Genomic DNA, 1039 nt, shown 5'->3' with positions numbered 1-1039 from the left:
CAGGCACGCCGTGACCGCGGTGGGGGCGTGCCTGGTGATACGGGCGGCGAGTTGGTGGGCCGCGTCGAGCACCGCGTCGGCCGGCACGACCGCGTTGACCAGACCGATGGCCTCGGCGCGTGCGGCCGGGATCGGGTCGCCGGTCAGGATGAGTTCCAGCCCGCGCTTGCGGCCGACGTGCCGCGGCAACCGCTGCGACCCGCCGAACGGCGGCGGGAACCCGAGGGTGATCTCGGGCTTGGCGAAGGTCGCGTGCTCCGCGGCGACGGCCAGCGCCGCGGCTTCCACGATCTCGCAGCCACCGCCGTAGGCCAGCCCGTTGACCGCGGCGATCACCGGCTTGGGGAACTCCTCGATGCGCCGGGTCAGCCCCTGACCCCGCCGCACGACCTCGCGGAGGGCCTGTTCGGTTCCCCCGGCGATGCTCACGGCGAGGTCGGTGATGTCGGCGCCGGCGCTGAACGCCCTGGTCCCGGTGCCGGTGAGGACCACGGCCCGGACGGAGGTCGTCTCCAGGCGGTCCAGGGCCGCGCCGAGCTCGTCGATCGTGGCGTAGTCCAAAGCGTTCAGCTTCGCCGCGCGGTCGATGGTCACCGTGGCGATGTCGTCCCGCCGGTCGATGTGGACGGTCATGGGCACCTCGTCGTCGGGTCGACCGCTCCGCGGTCGGTGGCGTGCGTGGACGCGACGAGGCTAGGCAGCCTAGGTTGGCACAATCCACTGATTGTCCTAGATACAGGTGCGCCGTGCGTCCACCCACCTACAAGTCCCTCGTGGACGAGTTCGCCGCCGCGATCCGCCGTGGCGAACTCGCACCGGGCACCCGCCTGCCGACCCACCGCGACCTGGCGCGCGAGCGACGCCTCGCGCTGGCGACGGCCACGCGCGTCTACGCGGAGCTGGCCGCCATGGGCCTGGTCGTCGGTGAACGCGGTCGGGGCACGTTCGTCCGCGACCAGTCGGGGTTCGCCGGCCTCGACGCGTCCCGCGACCTCCCGGTGCCCAGGGTCGCGGACCTGTCGTTCACCCAGCCGTTGGC

The 1039-nt window shown here is 73.1% G+C and carries 2 protein-coding genes; one reads left to right on the top strand and one right to left on the bottom strand.

Translation table 11 applies throughout. The annotated features are described in order from the left end of the window. Positions 1-633, bottom strand: a 633-nt coding sequence (locus AB0G02_RS42060; RefSeq protein WP_360806735.1) for an enoyl-CoA hydratase-related protein, incomplete at its 3' end; no start/stop codon positions are given. A 113-nt stretch (positions 634-746) separates the two neighbouring features. On the opposite strand from AB0G02_RS42060, the gene AB0G02_RS42055 reads away from it, so the two are divergent. Continuing rightward, a partial coding sequence (locus AB0G02_RS42055) for a GntR family transcriptional regulator (RefSeq protein ID WP_360806732.1) occupies positions 747-1039 on the top strand: 293 nt, incomplete at its 3' end.

The sequence above is a fragment of the Actinosynnema sp. NPDC023658 genome (assembly GCF_040639995.1).
Lineage (GTDB): Bacteria > Actinomycetota > Actinomycetes > Mycobacteriales > Pseudonocardiaceae > Actinosynnema.
Note: the sequence above shows the minus strand (reverse complement) of the source record. Positions and strands in the feature narration are given on the sequence as shown.